19 protein-coding genes and 1 tRNA gene are annotated in these 16306 nt (G+C 66.0%); 11 read left to right on the top strand and 9 right to left on the bottom strand.

Annotated elements, in window-relative coordinates:
• Nucleotides 1–9: 9 nt before the first annotated feature.
• Nucleotides 10–1389, bottom strand: coding sequence for a M20/M25/M40 family metallo-hydrolase (locus tag HPC46_RS19260; RefSeq protein ID WP_218894377.1), 1380 nt, complete (start codon nt 1387–1389; stop codon nt 10–12).
• Between the two features lie 60 nt (nt 1390–1449).
• Between HPC46_RS19260 and HPC46_RS19255 the strand changes: the two genes are divergently transcribed.
• Together HPC46_RS19255 and HPC46_RS19250 are read left to right on the top strand one after the other, a co-directional pair.
• Nucleotides 1450–2139, top strand: a complete 690-nt coding sequence (locus tag HPC46_RS19255; RefSeq protein ID WP_179472777.1) for a sensor domain-containing protein — start codon at nt 1450–1452, stop codon at nt 2137–2139.
• Nucleotides 2140–2241: 102 nt separating this feature from the next.
• Nucleotides 2242–2327 (top strand) — tRNA-Leu (locus HPC46_RS19250).
• A 76-nt stretch (nt 2328–2403) separates the two neighbouring features.
• Here HPC46_RS19250 and HPC46_RS19245 read toward each other — a convergent pair.
• Together HPC46_RS19245 and HPC46_RS19240 are read right to left on the bottom strand one after the other, a co-directional pair.
• Nucleotides 2404–2808, bottom strand: coding sequence for a hypothetical protein (locus HPC46_RS19245; protein WP_179472775.1), 405 nt, complete (start codon nt 2806–2808; stop codon nt 2404–2406).
• Between the two features lie 345 nt (nt 2809–3153).
• On the bottom strand, nt 3154–3669 hold the full coding sequence (locus HPC46_RS19240; protein WP_218894376.1) for a YkgB family protein: 516 nt from the start codon (nt 3667–3669) through the stop codon (nt 3154–3156).
• A gap of 136 nt (nt 3670–3805) precedes the next feature.
• On the opposite strand from HPC46_RS19240, the gene HPC46_RS19235 reads away from it, so the two are divergent.
• The 4 genes from HPC46_RS19235 to HPC46_RS19220 all read left to right on the top strand — a co-directional run bounded on the left by HPC46_RS19235 (nt 3806) and on the right by HPC46_RS19220 (nt 5800).
• Nucleotides 3806–4522 (top strand): flavodoxin family protein, encoded by a 717-nt coding sequence (locus tag HPC46_RS19235; protein WP_179472773.1) that lies wholly within the window; start codon nt 3806–3808, stop codon nt 4520–4522.
• A gap of 20 nt (nt 4523–4542) precedes the next feature.
• Entirely contained in the window at nt 4543–5181 is a 639-nt protein-coding gene (locus HPC46_RS19230; RefSeq protein ID WP_179472771.1) for an RNA polymerase sigma factor, read from the top strand.
• Nucleotides 5178–5417 (top strand): anti-sigma factor family protein, encoded by a 240-nt coding sequence (locus HPC46_RS19225; RefSeq protein WP_179472769.1) that lies wholly within the window; start codon nt 5178–5180, stop codon nt 5415–5417. The genes HPC46_RS19230 and HPC46_RS19225 overlap by 4 nt, the downstream gene beginning before the upstream one ends.
• A gap of 77 nt (nt 5418–5494) precedes the next feature.
• Nucleotides 5495–5800 carry a hypothetical protein gene (locus tag HPC46_RS19220; protein WP_179472767.1) on the top strand — a complete coding sequence of 102 codons (306 nt, stop codon included), beginning with the start codon at nt 5495–5497 and terminating at the stop codon, nt 5798–5800.
• Here the strand turns inward: HPC46_RS19220 and HPC46_RS19215 are convergent.
• Genes HPC46_RS19215 through HPC46_RS19195 form a run of 5 tightly spaced genes read right to left on the bottom strand, consistent with a single transcriptional unit; the run spans nt 5797 to nt 10259 of the window.
• Nucleotides 5797–6780, bottom strand: coding sequence for a TerC family protein (locus HPC46_RS19215; protein WP_179472765.1), 984 nt, complete (start codon nt 6778–6780; stop codon nt 5797–5799). The two genes, HPC46_RS19220 and HPC46_RS19215, sit on opposite strands and share 4 nt — an antisense overlap.
• A gap of 17 nt (nt 6781–6797) precedes the next feature.
• Entirely contained in the window at nt 6798–7184 is a 387-nt protein-coding gene (locus tag HPC46_RS19210; protein WP_179472763.1) for a universal stress protein, read from the bottom strand.
• Between the two features lie 28 nt (nt 7185–7212).
• A complete protein-coding gene (locus HPC46_RS19205) occupies nt 7213–8754 on the bottom strand; it encodes a tripartite tricarboxylate transporter permease (protein WP_179472761.1) in 1542 nt (513 codons plus the stop codon).
• On the bottom strand, nt 8755–9270 hold the full coding sequence (locus HPC46_RS19200; protein ID WP_179472759.1) for a tripartite tricarboxylate transporter TctB family protein: 516 nt from the start codon (nt 9268–9270) through the stop codon (nt 8755–8757). It abuts the gene before it with no gap.
• Complete coding sequence (locus HPC46_RS19195; protein WP_005144479.1) at nt 9267–10259, bottom strand: Bug family tripartite tricarboxylate transporter substrate binding protein; 993 nt, start codon at nt 10257–10259, stop codon at nt 9267–9269. Before HPC46_RS19195 ends, HPC46_RS19200 begins: the two co-directional genes overlap by 4 nt.
• A 152-nt stretch (nt 10260–10411) precedes the next feature.
• Between HPC46_RS19195 and HPC46_RS19190 the strand changes: the two genes are divergently transcribed.
• From HPC46_RS19190 to HPC46_RS19175, 4 genes are read left to right on the top strand one after another with little or no spacing between them, the layout of a single operon-like run.
• Nucleotides 10412–11956, top strand: a complete 1545-nt coding sequence (locus tag HPC46_RS19190; RefSeq protein WP_233716507.1) for a sensor histidine kinase — start codon at nt 10412–10414, stop codon at nt 11954–11956.
• Nucleotides 11949–12614, top strand: coding sequence for a response regulator (locus tag HPC46_RS19185; RefSeq protein ID WP_179472755.1), 666 nt, complete (start codon nt 11949–11951; stop codon nt 12612–12614). The genes HPC46_RS19190 and HPC46_RS19185 overlap by 8 nt, the downstream gene beginning before the upstream one ends.
• Nucleotides 12615–12661: 47 nt before the next feature.
• The gene (locus HPC46_RS19180) at nt 12662–13696 is read left to right on the top strand and encodes an acetamidase/formamidase family protein (protein WP_179472753.1); all 1035 of its coding nucleotides are present in this window, start codon (nt 12662–12664) and stop codon (nt 13694–13696) included.
• A complete protein-coding gene (locus HPC46_RS19175) occupies nt 13693–14103 on the top strand; it encodes a RidA family protein (RefSeq protein ID WP_179472751.1) in 411 nt (136 codons plus the stop codon). Before HPC46_RS19180 ends, HPC46_RS19175 begins: the two co-directional genes overlap by 4 nt.
• Here HPC46_RS19175 and HPC46_RS19170 read toward each other — a convergent pair.
• Nucleotides 14094–14993 carry a helix-turn-helix domain-containing protein gene (locus tag HPC46_RS19170; protein ID WP_179472748.1) on the bottom strand — a complete coding sequence of 300 codons (900 nt, stop codon included), beginning with the start codon at nt 14991–14993 and terminating at the stop codon, nt 14094–14096. The genes HPC46_RS19175 and HPC46_RS19170 overlap by 10 nt on opposite strands.
• 40 nt (nt 14994–15033) lie before the next feature.
• Here HPC46_RS19170 and HPC46_RS19165 point away from each other — a divergent pair, with 40 nt between their 5' ends.
• The gene (locus HPC46_RS19165) at nt 15034–16302 is read left to right on the top strand and encodes a sulfotransferase family protein (protein ID WP_179472746.1); all 1269 of its coding nucleotides are present in this window, start codon (nt 15034–15036) and stop codon (nt 16300–16302) included.
• Nucleotides 16303–16306 lie beyond the last annotated feature (4 nt).

The raw sequence follows: 16306 nt of genomic DNA, 5'->3' as shown, positions 1-16306 counted from the left end.
CTTTCGGTGTCAGCAGTTCTTCAAGAAGTGTTCGAGCACTTGTGTGCCGAAGTGCAGCGCATCGACCGGCACCCGTTCGTCGACGCCGTGGAACAGCGCCGCGAAATCCAGCTCCGGCGGAAGCCGCAGTGGGATGAATCCGAAACACCGGATACCAAGGCGGGCAAAAGCTTTCGCGTCGGTTCCGCCGGACAACATGTAGGGTACAGTCCGGGCTTCCGGGTCGACGGCCAGCAGTGCATCGTTCATCGCGTCGACCAGGTCACCGTCGAATGTTGTTTCGTAGGAGGGCAGGTCACGCTCCCAGGACCGGGTGACGTCGGGGCCGATGAGCTCGTCGATCTCGCGCTCGAAGGCCTCCTTGCGCCCCGGCAGCACCCGGCAGTCGATGACCGCCTCCGCGGTCTGCGGGATGACGTTGGCCTTGTAGCCGGCCTTGAGCATGGTCGGGTTGGCGGTGTCGCGGAGCGTCGCACCGACGATGCGGGCGATCCCGCCGAGTTTGGCGATCGTGCCGTCGAGATCCGGTGAGGCCGGGTCGAAGCTGTAGCCGGTCTCCTCGGCGACCGCGGTGAGGAACTGCTCGACGGAATCGGTGAGTACCAAAGGAAATTGGTGACGGCCGAGGCGGGCGACGGCCTCGGCGACGGCGGTGACGGCGTTGTCGTCGTGCACCATCGAGCCGTGGCCGGCCCGGCCGCGGGCGGTCAACCGCATCCAGGACAGCCCCTTTTCCGCGGTCTCGATCAGGTAGAGCCTGCGCTCGCCACCGTCCTTGTGCCGCACGGTGAGTGAGAAACCGCCCACCTCGCCGATGGCCTCGGTGATGCCCTCGAACAGGTCGGGCCGGTTGTCCACCAGCCACTGCGCTCCGTAGGTGCCGCCGTGTTCCTCGTCGGCGACGAAGGCGAAGACCAGGTCGCGGGGCGGGATGATGCCGGCCCGCTTGAAGTGCCTGGCGACGGCGATCATCATGCCGCACATGTCCTTCATGTCGACCGCGCCGCGGCCCCAGACATAGCCGTCGGCGACGGCGCCGGAGAAGGGGTGCACACTCCAGTCGGCCGGTTCGGCCGGGACGACGTCGAGATGGCCGTGGATCAGCAACGCGCCGCGGCTGCGGTCTGACCCGGGAAGGCGGGCGAAGACATTGCCCCGGCCCGGTGCGCCGGATTCGATGTACTCGGTTGCGTAGCCGACCGCACTGAGCTGCTCGGCAACCCAGAGGGCACACTCCGCTTCGCCCTTGGTGGTGGCCAGGTCACCGGTGTTGGAGGTGTCGAACCGGATCAGGGCGCTGACGAGCTCTACCACCTCGTCGACGGGTTGTGTCACAGTCCCCTTTCCTACCACTGGCGCGGCGAGGCCGTGGGTGCGGAGGTCGCGCATTATCACAAGATTCCCTCCAACCACTCGCGCAACACGCCGATATAGGGTTTGATTTACCGGGTGACCCCCCGTCTCCCCGCGATCGCGGCGCTGTTGTGCCTGTCGGTCAGCGGCTGCTCGGCGATCACGGCAGGTAACGCGATGCCCACTTCGCCGGCACCGCTGACCAGCCCGGACGCCCTGCCGACCCTGTTGTTGTCGGCTCCCGACGTGGGCGCGGCGCTCGCCAGCGACGATGTCGTCGTCACCACCGACGTCAGCAAGGCCTGGAACGACAGCGCCCACTTCGCCGACGTGAATTGCCTGGCCATCGCCGGTGCGGCTCAGCAGGGCGTGTACGCCGGCAGCGGGTCGACGGCCGTGCACGGCCAGGTGCTGCGCGATCCGCCGACCTCGCCGGAGTGGTCGCACTACGCCGTGCAGGCGGTGGTGTCGTTCCCGACCGCGCAGGCGGCCGCGGACTTCTTCGCCACATCGCAGCACGGCTGGGCGGCGTGCTCCAACCGGCAGCTGGACTACGCGCAGCCGATCGGTCCGCCGCAGGTCTGGTCGGTGGGCCAGACCAGCACCGACGACAACGTGCTCGCGGTGTCACGGGTGCAGCAGAGCCCGCAGCGCTGGGCCTGCCAGCGGGCGCTGACGGTGCACAGCAATGTCGCGGTGGACGTCGAGGCCTGCAGCCTGGACGGCCCGACCGCGGCGGCCAGTGCCATCGCCGGACAGATCGCCGGACGACTGCCCACGGCCTAGTTTTGGGCGCCGCCGCGTCGAACAGGCGCCAACCGTAGCCGGGCAATCGGGCCCATTTGGGGCTGGAGTGCTCAATCCGTTAGCCTTAAGCGCCCATTGCGGGTCCGAGTGGCGGAATGGCAGACGCGCTAGCTTGAGGTGCTAGTGCCCTATTAACGGGCGTGGGGGTTCAAGTCCCCCCTCGGACACTTTTTTCTTCATCGGGAGTCACGGGCTCGAGTCCCCTTCGCCTCATAAGATGTCTAAACGGCATTCGCCGCGAGGTCAGCCTGATGGCTCGGCTGATCGGCGAAGGCGATCTTCTATCGGCTGCGCAATCAGCGCACCTTGCGGGGTGAGATCCAGCCAGCAGAACCACGACCAGTGATCCGGATTATCGAAGTGATCGATGTAGGCGGTCCGGACGCGCTGCAAAGACTCCTGCCGGGACATTGACCACGGGACGAAGTAGGCGTTCTCACCAGTCAGGTCGCCAATGTCGAATAGACCTTCCCGAGTCAGTTCGTCGATCAGGTCCAAAGTCGATTGACGGACTCTCGGCAATGGACAGTCAGGGTGTACGTCGACAACCGCTTGGTGAACACGTTCGAGCGGGACCCAGTCAACGAGGCCGAGAAGCAAGACCTCATCGCGCGGCGGTCGAATCCCTGCAAAGCCACTAATCGACACACCATTGACCGTAGACCGACGCGCGACAACGCGAATGCCTTGATCGCCAACCCCGGCGGGCCAGGTCGGAGTCAGGCGCTCGAGTCCCTTAGATGGACCCCTAGCTTCACCTCATCGTTGCTTGCCGACATGTCGGGTATGACAGCGTGCGAGCCGCCGCGAACCGCTGGCTGTATCGACCGCCGCTATCCGCTTCTCGCCGATTATGAGCAGTTCTTCATGGGCACGGCATGGGCATGCGGACTGCGGGCGGCGCAACGCCCTATTGGCGAACCGATTTGATCAGGTTGGACCACAACGTATTCCGTAACAAGACGCATGCCAGGTTGTCGATCTACAACCCGGTTACGAATCGATGCCGCCAGCACGGGTGGTGGTGCCCCGGACGGCGGAGAGCGCATCCCCCAGCGTCCACACCGCGACACCGATCAGCGCGACGTCCTTGATCAGGAACTGACCGGTCGACGACAGCGCAGGAAAGCCGCCCGCCGATTCTTCCCAGACGCCAGGCGTGGTGAACAGGAAGCTGATCGTGGCGAGGAATAGGCCGGTGGCCATCACGCTGCCGAGCACCGACAGTTTCGGCGACCACGGTTTGACGGCGAGCAGTATGGCCGTCGCCAGTTCCACGACGCCCAGCACCGTCGAGAACGCATCCACCGACAAGATGCCGTAGATCCAGCTCATGAATGGGCTGTTGGCCACCAGCGGCTGAATACCCTGCGCCTCGTAGCTGGTGAACTTCAGCGCCCCGATCCAGCTGATGACGACCACCAGGCCGTAACGGGCGGCCAGCGCACCGACGTGCGAAACCGCGGAAGCTGTTGCGCCGACGGGCGTCGACAATTGAGTGGCTGCCATGGTGAAACCTTTCTGGAGTGAGTCCGTACGACCGATGGGTGCGCAGGAGCCCGCCATGCGTTACAGCCACCGCCCGGTGTAACGGTGCCGACCGGACACCCCACCACCAGATGGCACGACGAGGAGGAGACGCCAGATGAGCCAACCCGAACATGACTTCACCGGGCTGCGTGCACTGTTCATCAATTGCACGTTGAAACGTTCACCCGAGCCGAGCAATACCCAGGGTCTGATCGACATCAGCACGTCGATCATGGGCCGGCACGGCGTGGCAGTCGAAGTCCTGCGAGCCATCGACTTCGACATCGCCACCGGCGTGTGGCCCGACATGCGCGAGCACGGGTGGACCACCGACGACTGGCCGGACATATTCGAAAAGGTCCTCGCCGCAGACATCTTGGTCCTGGCCGGCCCGATCTGGCTCGGCGACAACAGTTCCGTGATGAAGCAGGTACACGAACGGCTGTACGGCGGATCGCATCTGCTCAACGACGCCGGCCAGTATCTGTACTACGGCCGCGTCGGCGGTTGTCTGATCACCGGCAATGAGGACGGGGTCAAGCATTGCGCGCAGAACGTCCTCTACACACTGCAGCACATCGGCTACACCATCCCGCCGCAGGCCGACGCCGGATGGATCGGCGAAGCCGGCCCTGGCCCGTCCTACCTCGACCCGGGCTCGGGAGGACCCGAGAACGACTTCACCAATCGCAACGCCACGTTCATGACATGGAATCTGATGCACCTGGCCCAGATGCTCCGACGTGCTGGTGGCCTGCCCGCATACGGCAACGTTCGATCGGGATGGGACGCCGGCTGTCGCTATGATTTCGCCAACCCGGAATACCGTTGAGCGGATAGTATTCCGTCCCGATGACCGGGACGGAGTTCGACGAGTCGACGTTGCTCGCGTCGTTGCGGGCCGGCGACGAAGCGGCGTTTGCCACCTTGGTGGACCGCCACACCCCGGCTTTGCTGCGGGTCGCACGGGGCTACGTCCGAACCAACGAGGCCGCCGAAGAGGTGGTCCAGGAGACCTGGATCGCGCTGATCAAGGGCATCGCGAAGTTCGAGGGCCGATCCTCGCTTCGCACTTGGCTTTTCACCGTGATGATCAATATCGCCAAGACCCGCGGCATCCGGGATCGCCGCATCGCCGATGCCGAGAGCTCGGCGTTCGGCGGCGGTACCGTCGACCCGACACGATTCCGGCCCGCAACCGACCCCGACTGGCCCGGCCATTGGCGGGACCGCAGTGCCCCGACCCCGTTCCCCGATACCCCCGAAGGGTCGGTACTCGCAGCGGAGCTGATCGCGCTGGCCCGTCGCGAACTCGACAAGCTGCCCGATCGTCAACGTACTGTCGTGACACTGCGTGACATGTTGGGATTCGACTCCGATGAGGTGTGCGAACTCCTCGATCTGTCCGTCGCGAATCAGCGGGTCCTGCTGCACCGCGGTCGCGCGGCGATCCGGCAAGCGCTCGAGGACTATCTCAAGGAGGCGCCGTGAGTACCGAACCGATGAGTTGCAACGAATTGGTGGAACTCGTCACGGCCTACCTCGACGGGTCGCTCGACCTACCGACCAGGGCCCGATTCGATATGCACCTGCTCGAGTGCGACGGATGCGGGTCCTACCTTCAACAATTTCGGGCCACCATCGACACGGTCGGCAAGATCGGCGGCGAGCATCTCGATCCCGAATTCCGGACCAAGCTGCTGGCCGCTTTCCGCGACTGGCGCTAAGTGATTCCCCGGCCGCGCGTAACGCCGCGCGGCGTGCCGGTCACTAAAAGTCGGACCATCGACAATAGGAGTCCGACGTGAAGATCCCCCTGACCGCCGCAGCGATCGGCCTGGCCGTCAGCGCGGCACTGGGTACGCCCGGCGTCGCCGCGGCCATTCCCACCAGCGACTCGGCCGCCGACGTCGTCGAGGCATTGCACAACCAGGGCTACAACGTGTTGTTCAACAGCCCGTCGACGATGCCGCTGCCCGGCTGCACCGTCAACGGTGTCCACGGGCTGACGGTCATGATGATCCCCGACGGGAGCTTGATGCTCCGGACCAACCCGGGTAACCCCGGTGTCGTCTACGTCGATCTCACCTGCCCGAACAAGAACGATTAGGTCAGCGGGGCGCGGCCCCGGGTCTTGGCCAGGCTGGCCACGGTGGTGACGAGCAGCACCACACCGATCACGCCGATCGACATGCCCGTCGAGATCTCCGGCACCCCAACGTGCTGACCGTTGTTGATGAACGGCAGGCTGTTTTCGTGCAGCGCGTGCAGCAGCAGCTTGACGCCGATGAACGCCAGAATCAGGGACAGCCCGTAGGACAGGTAGACCAGCCGGTCCAGCAGACCACCGATCAAAAAGTACAGCTGTCGCAGGCCCATCAACGCGAACGCGTTCGCGGTGAACACGATGTAGGGCTGCTCGGTCAGGCCGTAGATCGCCGGGATCGAGTCCAACGCGAACAGCAGATCGGTGAATCCGATTGCGATGAGCGCCAACAACATCGGCGTGACAACTCGTTTGCCGTCGAGCGTCGTGAGGAACTTGTCGCCGGCGTACTCCTCGGTCGTCGGGACGAACCGGCGGACCAGCGCGATGATCCGGCTGTCGCGCTTCTCTTCGACTTCCTTCTCGTGGCCGGCTTCCTTAGCAAGCTTGATTGCGGTGAGCACCAGGAAGATTCCGAAGAGGTAGAACACCCAGCTGAAGGTGCTGATGGCTGCGGCGCCGACGGCGATGAAACCCGCCCGCATCACCAGTGCCAGCACGATCCCGATCAGCAGCAGCTTCTGCTGGAACTGTCGTGGCACCGCGAACGTCGCCATGATGACCGTGAACACGAACAGGTTGTCGACGCTCAAAGCCTTCTCGGTGACGTACCCCGCGAAGTACTCACCGGCGTATGAGCCGCCCCACAACCACCACACGACGAAGCCGAACACCACCGCCAGGCCGATGTACACCGACGACCACGTCGCGGACTCTTTGAAGGTCGGTTCGTGCGGCACGCGCACGTGCGCGTAGAAGTCGAATACGAAGAGCCCGAGAATCACGGCGCACGTGACCACCCACACCATCAACGAAACGGTCATCACTCCATTATTCGGTATTAGCCAGGCTTGACGGCGAGCACAGGTTTTGGGCACTCCATCAGCAGTTGCTGCGCGACGCTGCCCAGGAGCAGTTTGCCGACGGGATTGCGGTGTTTGAGGCCGATGACCAACAGCTCGGCCTCGGGCCGCTCCATCGCTTCCAGCAGCGCGTCGGCGGCGTACACCCCGACCGGCTGCGAGAGCTCGTAACGCACGCCGGAGTTCTGCAGCCGTTCCTCGATGTGGCGCACCTGCCCCGGCTGGGCGAACGCGGCGTCGATATAGGAGTCCCCGGGTGTCGAGTTGACCACCAGCAGGTCGGTGTCCCGTCGAGTGGCTTCGGTGATACCGGCGTCCAGCGCCGCCATTCCGAACTGGTCGTTGGTGTATCCCACGACGATCATTTCTCCTCGCGCAAGCGCTCGTCGGTGATCATGTTGTCCGCGCCTTCTCTCTCTGGTCCTTGTCGTCCTCGACGATCAGCAGCGTCTCCTCATCGCGATGCAGCAGGCGCAGCACCAGCGGCACGGCGAGCAGCACCGCCATGCATACGTACGTCACAATGGCGACCGGCTCGGTGAAGAGGCTCGACCAATCGCCTCCGCCGAGCTGCAGGCTCTGGCGCAACTGGCGTTCGATCCGCGGGCCAAGGATGACGCCGATGATCAGCGGCAATACCGGAAGGCCGAACCGGCGCATCATCAGACCGAGCAGGCCGAACAACAGCAGCAGAGCGAGGTCGAGTGGCTGCACATTCACCGCGAACGCTCCGAGCGTGGCGAAGAACAGGATGCCGGCGTAGAGGTACGGCCGTGGCGTACGCAGCAGCTTGGCCCACAGCGGCGCCAACGGCAGGTTGAGCACCAACAACAGGAAGTTGCCGATGAACAGACTGGCGATCAGTGTCCAGATCAGCAGCGGCTCCTTGCTGAAAAGCGTTGGGCCGGGCTGTATTCCATAAGAGACGAAAGCGGTGAGCATGACCGCGGCGGTGGCATTGGTCGGCAGGCCCAGCGACAGCATCGGCACGAGAGTGCCTGCGGCCGAGGCGTTGTTGGCCGCCTCGGGGCCGGCCACCCCCTCAATGGCGCCACGCCCGAACTCCTCCGGATGCTTCGACAGCTTCTTCTCGGTGATGTAGCTCAAGAACGTGGGCAGTTCCGCCCCGCCTGCGGGTAGCGCACCGAACGGGAACCCGAAGGCGGTGCCGCGCAACCACGGCTTCCAGGACCGCCGCCAGTCGTCGCGACCCATCCACGGCCGGCCGACCGGGATCACATCGGCCGGGCGCCGGCGCAGGTGCACGGCCACCCAGAGCGCCTCTCCCACAGCGAAAATCGCGACAGCGATCACCACGATGTCGATACCGTCGGAAAGCTGCGGGATACCGAACGTGGCCCGTGGCTGGCCGGTGAGGAAGTCGATGCCCACGATGCCGATCGCCAGACCGAGCACCAGCGAGATGGCGCCGCGCAGCTTCGACGAGCCCAACACCGCGGTCACCGCCACCAGGGCGAAGAGCATGATCGCCAGATAGGACGGTGCGCCGAGGGTCACGGCGAACCGCGAGATCGCGGGCGCGAACGCCGCCAGCAGCACGGTGCCGATGGTGCCCGCGACGAACGAACCGATGGCCGCGGTAGCCAATGCCTGCGCGGCTCGGCCCGCTTTGGCCATCTTGTTGCCCTCGATGGCGGTGATCACCGACGACGACTCTCCCGGCGTGTTCAGCAGGATCGACGTGGTGGAACCGCCGTACATGCCACCGTAGAAGATGCCGGCGAACATGATGAATGCCGCACTGGGGCTGACGTTGTAGGTGATCGGAAGCAGCAACGCCACCGTCATGGCCGGTCCGATGCCGGGCAACACACCGACCGCCGTGCCCAGCAGCACCCCGATCACGGCGTACAGCAGGTTCATCGGGGTGGCTGCCTCGGCGAAACCCTGCAACAGCCAATTGAAGTTGTCCATCTAGAGAACCCCGTCCAAGATGCCTGCGGGCAGCGGGATTCCGAGCCCGGAGTAGAACGCGTAGAAGCTGGCCAGCGCCAGCACAACACCGATGACGACGTTCCGCACGTAATGCCTGCTGCCCAAAATCGTTGCCGCACCGGCGAAGAACAGTGCGCTGGTGATGACCCAGCCGAGCCAGTTGACCAGCAGGATCATCGCGACGAACAAGGCGATCAGCAGCCCGACGGTGCGCCAGTCCCCCGGCGCCTCCGGATCGATGTCCTCACCGGCGTCGGCTTCGCCCTTGCTGCCGCGCGGGATCGCAACGGCCAGGACCACCGCGAGTACCAGCGCCGCGGCGCCGATGATCGTCGGAAAAAACTTGGGCCCAACGGGATCCACCTTGGCGAAGCCTTCGTCCAAGGTCAGTCCGCTGTAGACCAGGAATCCGCCGACGAGCGCCAGCACAGCGACGACGATGTACTGCGCGTAGTCGGGCGTGCGGGCCTGCACCCGCGGGTTGTCAATGCTCACAGCAGCCCCAATTCGGTCAGGGTCGTCGAAACCCGGTTGTCCTGGTCGGTGAGGAACTGTTCGAACGCCGCACCGGTGACGAAGGCGTCTGTCCAGCCGTTCTTGACCAACGCCTCTTTCCACTCACTCGTGCCGTGCATCTCTTCGAGCGCTTTGACCATCTCGCGCTTGGCATTGTCCGAAATACCCGGTGGCGCAAGGACACCGCGCCAGTTGGCGAACGTGAGGTCGATGCCGGATTCCTTGAGCGTCGGCGCGTCGATACCCTCCACGCGTTCCTCGCTGGACACCGCCAGTACCCGCAGCTGGCCCGCTTCGATCTGGTCGATGAGCTCACCCGGGCTGGAGGTTCCCACGGTGATCTTCTTGCCGAGCAGTGCGGTCAGCAGGTCGCCACCGCCGTCATAGGTGATGAAATTGACCTGTTTCGGGTCGACGCCGACCTTCTTGGCGACCTCCATCGGGAAAAGGTGATCGGGGCCGCCCGGTGACGAGCCGCCGCCGATCGTGACCTTGCTCGGATCTGCCTTCCACGCCGCAACGAAGTCGGCCACTGTCTTGAACGGCGAATCGGCGGGAACGAAGATCGCCCCCGGGTCCTCGATCAACTTGGCGATGGCCGTCGCGTCGGAGGCCTTGATCTTAGACCCGTTGGTATAGGTGGCGCCGACGACGCCCAGACCCATCGTCATCATCAGGTCGTCGTTGCCCCGCTCGTTCATGAGCCGTGCCATCGCGACGGTGCCGCCCGCACCGAGCACGTTGAACACCTCCACGCGACCGGTGATGTCGCGGTCCTCCATGATCTTCACCGCGGTCCGTGCGGTCAGGTCGTAGCCGCCGCCGGGGCTGTTGGGCACCATCATCCGCAGCCTGTGCAGACCAGATGGATCGTCACCGCGCGTCACACCGCAGGCGGTGAGCACCACCGCGACGGCCAGCGCCAGGGCAGCCGCCCGAAAGAATGGTCGTCGACTAGGCCGCAACATCGTCGTCCCCTTCGCATTGATGTGATGCTCAGCAATACTGGCGGATAGGGTGATGCAGGTCACTCTTTGGGACGTAAAGGAAGTTGTGGTCGTTGTGGTCATCACTGGCGCGTAGCAGCCGAAGCTTGGCGGGCCAGTTCCTGGCCTTTCAGATGCTGGTGGTGGCGGTCGTGTTGATCGCGGTGGCCGCGGTGTCGATCACTCAGTCGACCAAGGAGTTCCGCGACGTCCGGGGGCAGCGGATGATCGCGGTCGCCGAGAACGTCGCCTCGACCCCGCTGGTCCGGGATCGCTACGCCGACCCGTTCGCCGCTCGCCTGCTGGCACCCGACGTTGACCGCGCGGTGGCACTGTCCGGCGCAGATATGGCCGAATTGATCGATCCGACCGGAGTCGTCCGGGTCTCGTCGGACCCCTCGCGGATCGGGCGGACCGTCGATTTCGGGCCCAGCCGGGTCGTCGAGGGCCGGGCCTGGTTCGGCGATCTGGACGTTGACGGCCACCACGCGCTGGTCGGCCAGGTTCCGATTCTGTCCACCGACGGTGCGGTGCTGTCGGTGGTGTCGGTGAGCGAACCGTATCCCTCGGTGTGGCAGCTGCTCAGCGGGGCGGGTGAGCGGTTGCTGGTCTACCTGGGCCTCGGCGCGGCACTGGGGTTGCTCGCCTCCTGGTTGCTGTCGCGGCGTATCAAACGCCATACCCGCGGACTGGAGGTCGCCGAGATCGCCGGACTGGCCGAGCATCGAGAAGCGTTGCTGCACAGCATTCGTGAGGGCGTGATCGGGGTGAACACCGACGGCGTGATCACCGTGGTCAACGACAGCGCCCAGGACCTGCTCGGGATCGGCGCCGAGGCCGTCAACCTACCGGTGCGCGACGCCGGCATCGATCCGGCCGTGGCGGCATTCCTGCTGTCCGGCGAGGACGGTCACGACGTCGTGATCGCGACACCCAGTCGGGTACTGGCACTCAACCGTCGGGCGGCCACCAGCCAAGGTCAACGTATCGGCACGGTCACCACGATGCGGGACAGCACCGAGTTGGCGTCGATGCAGGCCCAGCTGTCCTCGCACAAGAGTGTCACCGATACGCTGCGGGCCCAGACCCATGAGTTCGCCAACCAACTGCACACCATCTCCGGGCTGGTGCAGCTGGAGGAGTACGACTCGGTGCGCGATCTGGTCGGGGCGCTGACCCGGCGCCGCGCTGAGATCAGTGATGCTGTCACCCAACGTATTTCCGACCCCGCCGTCGCCGCCCTGCTGATCGCCAAGACGACGCTGGCAGCCGAGAGTGGTGTTTCCTTGGAGCTGGCCGACGACTCCCACCTGGCGGCACTCAGCCCCGCACTGGCCACCGACGTGATCACGGTGCTGGGCAACCTGATCGACAACGCCGTCGCCGTCTCGGAGGGCACGATCGACTCTCGGGTCACCGTACGTGTCGACGACGGCGACGGTCTCACCATCGAGGTCGCCGACTCGGGACCCGGTGTGCCGGAGGAACTTCGGACACAGATCTTCGCCCGTGGCGTCACGTCCAAGCCGGATGTTCCCGGTGGGCGCGGTATCGGCCTTGCCCTGGTCCGGCTGATCGCCGCACAGCACGGTGGCACGGCCGAAGTGCGCGACGCCGACGGTGGCGGTGCCCTGTTCGTCGCGCGATTGCCGCGGATCGAGTCGGTCAGCCATGCGTGAGGTACTGGTCGTCGATGACGACTTCATGGTCGCCGGGATTCACCGCCGCTTCGTCGACCGCATCGACGGTTTCCATACCGTCGACGTCGCCCATACCGGCGAGACCGCACTCGAAGCCGCGCACCGGCTTCGGCCCGACCTGATCCTGCTCGACGTCTACCTTCCCGACATGACCGGCCTACAGGTCCTGCAGACCTTGCGGGCCGAGGGCGACCCGGTTGGCGTCATCATGATCACCGCCGCACGGGAATTGGACACCGTGAGCGGCGCGCTCGACGGCGGCGCAGCCGACTACCTGATCAAGCCGTTCGAGTTCGACCAACTGCGGGCGAAATTGGCGTCATTCGCCGCCCGCGCGGACGCGCTGGGGACCGACCACGGCATCGACCAGAGCTTCGTCGATACGCTGTTCGGAAACTCTCCCGCGCCGGGTGAACAGGCTCGGATGCCCAAAGGACTCGGCGCCGAGACGGGGCGGATGGTGCTCGAGGCCGTGCGTGGCGCGGGTGAGGTGTCGGCGGCCGAATGCGCCGATCTGGTGGGGATTTCCAGGGTCAGCGCGCGTCGCTACCTCGAGTATTTCCTGAGCACCGGAGCGGTGGCGCTTCGGCTGCAGTACGGTGCCGGCCGGCCCGAACGGCGCTATCACACCGTGTGATCCTTCGGCGCGCGCCCGATCAGCCCGGCTGGCATGATCTGACGCTTATGACAGTGCACCACCTTCCGGCGACGGCCCAGACGGTGCACTGGGGTTATTTCGACCCGCGACAGCCGCCCGCACTGACCGTCGAATCCGGTGACCTGGTGGCCATCGAGACGCTCACCCACCACGCCGGTGACGCCCCCGACCTGTTGATGGATGAGCACATTTCGCAGGTGTTCGCCGAGGTCGACGAGCGTGGGCCCGGACCGCACATCCTCACCGGGCCGATCGCGGTGAGCGGGGCGCGACCGGGGGACGTGCTGCAGGTCGACATCCTGGAGGCCACCCCGCGGCTGCCGTACGGCTCCAACCTCGCGGGGCACTGGGGTCACCTGTACGACGAGATACCGGTGGAACGGGTCACCGTCTACGAGCTCGACGTCGACGCGCTGTTGGGACGAGCGCTGTTCGGCTACGACTGGACGGCCACCCCGCTGGCCGACCAACCCGGCACCATCGTCACCCCCGACCCCGCGCGCCGCGAACCCGCGCTGCCCGGCGTTGTCGTGCCGCTGCGCCCCCACTTCGGCACCATGGGCGTCGCGCCGGCCGATCCGGTGCGGGTCTCCTCGGTACCGCCCGGCGACCACGGCGGCAACGTCGACAACTGGCGCATCGGCGCCGGCGGCCGGATGTACTATCCCGTCCAGGTGCCCGGCGCACTGCTGTCGATCGGCGACCCGCACGTCTCACAGGGCGACGGCGAGGTCAGCGGCACCGCGTTGGAATCCTCACTGAACGGGTTGCTGCGCTTGACCATTCGCCGTGATCTGCCGTTCACCGTGCCGGTGCTGGAAACCGCGACCGAGCTGCTGGTGCACGGGTTCGGGGACAGTCTGGATGCCGCGATGAAATGCGCGGCGCTGCGCACGCTGGCGCTGTTGCAGCGACGCTTTGGGTTGTCTCGCGCCGACGCGTACTCGTTGATGTCGGTGGCAGTGGACTTCACCGTCACCCAGGTCGTCGATCAGCGTCAGGGTGTGCACGGCCGAATCGACAAGCGCTGCTTCCCGCACTGGCAGAATCCCGCTGCATGACGGGTATCCGGGCGTTCACCTTCACCCCGGCCGACGGCGTCCCGCCCGCGGTGGCGCCGTTCTCGCACGCGACCGCGGCCGGCCAGACCCTCTACGTCACCGGGCAGATGCCGACCGACCCCGCAGGCACGGTGGTCGGCGACGACGTGGCCACCCAGACCCGGCAGGTGCTGGCCAATCTGCTGCGGGTCACCGAGCTGTGCGGCGGCGGGCTCGCCGACGTGGTGTCGGTGCGGGCGTTTCTGCTCGACTGGAACGACTATGCCGCCTTCAACGGCGCGTACGCGCCGTGGTTTCCCGATCGGCTCCCGAGCCGGACCTGCGTCGGCACGACGGGACTGGCCGTCGGCGCGCTCGTCGAAATCGACTGGGTGTGCTGGCGCGCGGACGGGTGGGGTCAGGCCTGATCGCGGTAGCGGTTCAACCGTTCGCCGATCGCGATGGCAGACGAGCGAACCCGCTCGCCGAGCCGGGTGATCGCGGCCGAGTCCAAGGTGGCGAACGGTGCCGCGGTCACCGACATGATCACCGCACCGTCGGAATCGGTGATCGGCGCCGACACGGTGGCGATGCTGTGCGTGGCACCCTCGCCCAATTCGCTTGGCAGCACATCGATCACGCTGAGGTCGGCGAAGGCACGGGCCAACTGCGCGGTGATCGCGTCCACTTCGCCGTCGCCGGAGAGCGCCTGTAATGCCGAGTAGACGCGCAGATACTCGCGGGTGAGCCGCTCCACCACGAAGCCGCGGTCGCGGGTTTCGGCGAGGACAGCCGAGATTCGCGTCCGCAGCGCATCGCTGGGCTGACCGATCGCCTCGAGCCAGGCCTGCTGCGCTTCCGGATTCGACCACGCCACATAGTCGCGGCCGAACGGCGCGACGAAGGGCGTCTTGGTCCCCCGCCCGATCCGCGGTGCGGTCAGACTCTCCCCGGTGACGTCGATGATCACCAGGCTGTTGGCCTCGCGGCGGGCCAGATAGACCTGTGTACCGGTGGCCGCGGCCAGCTCCTCCAGCTCGCCGCGGAACAGGTCGGCGGGCTTGGCCAGGCTGGCGATCGCCGGGCCCCAGGCGTATCGGGCCGACCGCGGATCGCGGGTCACCCATTCGTGGGCGACCAACGTGGCCAGGATGGCGTGACCGGTGGCCCGGCTGATGTCGAGGCGCCGGGAGATCTCGGCCAGCGAGAACTGCCGCCCGGGGTCGGCGCCGAGCATTTCCATCACGGCGATCACCCGCCCGGTGGGTGGCGAGGACGCTTGACCCGCCGTCTTGGCAGGGTCTACGTTGAGCGTCATATTGCCGAACGGTACGTCGAATATTCGACAGGAACAAGACATGGCGACGCGGTCATCGATGGAGACCCTGAACCTCGACGACCTGACCGACCCCGTCCTGACCGACACCCAACGGCAGATCCTGGACTACACCGAGTCGCGGGAAGTCACCTTCGACCTCGACACGATGCTCGCCGACGCGGTGGATCAGGCCGGCGCCGACGACCTGGCCGACGACGACGGTTTCGCCGGCCGGCTCGCGGCGCACGTCGCGGCCATCGAGTCCGACACCGGCCTGCGCCAGCTCAGCCGAAGCACCCTGCGCGCCAGAGTGGTTCGCAAACTGCGTACCCGGCTGTCGCTGACCGATCTGCTCAAGCGCTACCCCGAGATCGAGGCGATCCCGATCGAGCGGCCGCTGATCGTGGTCGGCATGCCACGCTCGGGCACCACACACCTGGTGAACCTGATCGCGCAGGACCCGCGCCGCCGGGCCCTGCCCTACTGGGAGAGCGAGGATCCGATTCCCGCGCCCGGGCAGGGGCCTGACGTGTTCGGCGTCGACCCCCGCTACGCGCGGGTCAAGGCCGAGCACGAGGCGCTGATGGCCAGCACGCCGTATGTGGCCGCGATGCACGACCGCTTCCCGGAGGCCATCGAGGAAGAGGTGGAGCTGCTCGATCTCGACATGGCCGGTTACGTCCTCGAGTGGCATGCCCGGGTGCCGGGGTGGCGGGACTACTACCTCGGCCTGGACCACACCCGCCACTACGCCTACCTCAAGAGGGTCCTGCAGGCGCTGACGTTCCTGCGCGGCCCGCGGACCTGGGTGCTGAAGTCGCCGCAGCATGCCGAACAGCTCGGCCCGCTGATGACGACGTTCCCCGACGCCACCGTCGCGTTCACCCATCGCGATCCCGTCGCGGTCATCCAGTCGGCGATCACGATGATGGCGTACTCGGATCGCTTGCGCCGCAACAGCATCGACCCGGACTGGCTGGTCGGCTACTGGAGTGACCGGATCCACCGTCTGCTGAGTGCCTGTGTACGCGACCGCGGGCTCGTGCCTGCCGAGCGCAGTGTCGACATCGGGTTCCATCACTTGAACGGCAACGAGATGCCGGTGCTTTCGGACCTCTATCAGCGCGCGGGTGTCGACATTACCCCCAAGGTGGCCAAGCGATTTCAGGAATACATCGACAGCAACCGCCGCGGCGCCAAGGGCCGGATCCCGTATGACCTGAGAGGTCACTTCGGTGTCGAACCGCAGGAGTTGCGCTCTCGGTTCGCCTTCTACTTCGACCGTTTCGACGTCCGCCCCGAGATCTAGAGGT

Source organism: Mycolicibacterium vinylchloridicum (assembly GCF_013404075.1).
Taxonomy (GTDB): domain Bacteria; phylum Actinomycetota; class Actinomycetes; order Mycobacteriales; family Mycobacteriaceae; genus Mycobacterium; species Mycobacterium vinylchloridicum.
This window is presented reverse-complemented; position numbering and strand designations above follow the sequence as displayed.